Source organism: Stutzerimonas stutzeri (genome assembly GCF_024448935.1).
GTDB classification, from domain to species: Bacteria; Pseudomonadota; Gammaproteobacteria; order Pseudomonadales; family Pseudomonadaceae; genus Stutzerimonas; species Stutzerimonas stutzeri_AO.
In genome coordinates this window covers 1-1,707 of the sequence record NZ_JAMOIE010000212.1, presented here as the reverse complement: position 1 = coordinate 1,707, position 1,707 = coordinate 1, and the positions used below count along the sequence as shown (strand labels likewise).

Here is a 1,707-nt window from a genome sequence, read left to right as displayed (position 1 = left end):
TGGCGAATGCTGGTGGCAGACAATTGCGGAATCATGCGCGCGCATTCGACCGCAGTCAGACTGGTGCCGTGGGCCATGATGCCGGCATAGACCATCAGCAGCTCGTCGGTAGAGCGCGGCTCACGTCCGAGCATGATCCAGCTAAAGCGCACCTGGGCGTCAACGGCCAGAATCACTTCCGGCAATTGAACCTCACCGATGCGGTGATCCAAAGCCGCGCGCAGCTTGGTCACTTCTGGGTCTTCGTCCTCTGCGGGCAATGGCGACAAATGGAGTTCATCATCCACGCGCAGTACGCCACTGCGGGCTGCAGCGGCCACCGCATCGACACCGGCAGTTACTCTGGCCAGCAAAGGCTTCAAGAAAGTGGCAGCCTTGCTGGGTAACGATAGACGGGCATAGTGTTTCTTGGACTCTGCCTGCCAACGCTCGTCCGTGAAGAACAAGCGCGCACGACCCCGAAAGCTCAGGCTGTGCTCAATCCAGACCGAGCCATTGCGCACCGCGCGGCGCAGGGCAAACAGGGTGGCCACCTCCAACGCCTGAAACGCCCGTTCCCGGTCTGGGCTGGAGATCGAAACCTGCCAGATCATTCCCAGACTTGGTGCCACCACTTCAACTGGCAGCTTTCTGGATCCTTTGAGATATAAAGCTTGCAGCTTGGCAAGGTACTCGATGGCAGGATGCTCGCCGGTGGCCTGCCAGGGCAGCTTTGCAATGGCGACGAGCAACGACCGCACGGGGCGAATTCCATCAATCAATCCCTCGCGGACCAGGGAGGCCCTGCTCGGTGGTTTGCGTTTCTGGGTTTCGGTGATCAAGGCTTCAAGACGGGCACGCAACTCAGCATCTGGCACCGCACCTTGCGCGCTCAAGGCAACAAGTTCGCCGAGCAGCGTTTTGTACATTGCGGCCCAATTGACGGTAGCGGGGACATCGGCGGCAGCCTGACGCCACAGATCGGCGATCCGGCGCTGCACCATAAGGATCAACTGGTCTGTGGTGGTGAACAGGCAATACCGAAGAAAGCATGCGACCTCCACGGTGCGCGCTGGCTCTTTGATCTTGGCTCCGGCTGAGGGCGGCCTGGAGACAAGTCGGCGCGCGTAGCGGCGCAAGATGAGATCGGGGATGTCTGCCAGGTGCTTATGAACGTCCAGCGTGTAAAGCAGGTCGATGCGCTCCAGTACCTCGCTGATTTGGCGGGTTGAGTGTTTCGCCGGTGCAGCCCATAGCCAACTCTGCTGGGTTTGTCCATCTGGGCGCAGCTCTGAAACTGAGGCTCGCCAGCGATCAAGTGTTGCTGGATCAACGCTGGCGGCGATGGCGGTGCCTGTTTCAACTTCAAGCTGGGCAAGTGCCGCCGCAATCAGTGTCCGAATTGCCCGCTCGTGCACGATCACCAGCTTGTTCTTGTACAGCCATTGACGCGCCCGCACGAGTAGCTGATCGCGGTCGGCGCAGCGCGCCACTTCGTCGCGCAGTTCACGTACCAGTGAGCGGCGCTGGTGCTCGCTCATCCACTGGAATCCAAGGACCGTGCAGGCTACTTGTTGGTGATCGAATAGCGTGCGCCCGCGTTCATACATGGCTCTCAGCGAGGCGACTTCTGGTGCTGCAATGCCAAGCTCGTTGCCAAGGTGGCGCCACAAGGCTACTGGAATTACCCGAAAGGCACCGAGCAAACGCCCACTCATGCGCAGGAAA

At 60.2% G+C, this 1,707-nt stretch carries 1 pseudogene; it reads right to left on the bottom strand.

Annotation, left to right across the window (positions count from 1 at the left end):
* Nucleotides 1-1,707, bottom strand: a pseudogene (locus tag NA637_RS24885) (Tn3-like element IS1071 family transposase); the annotation flags it as partial.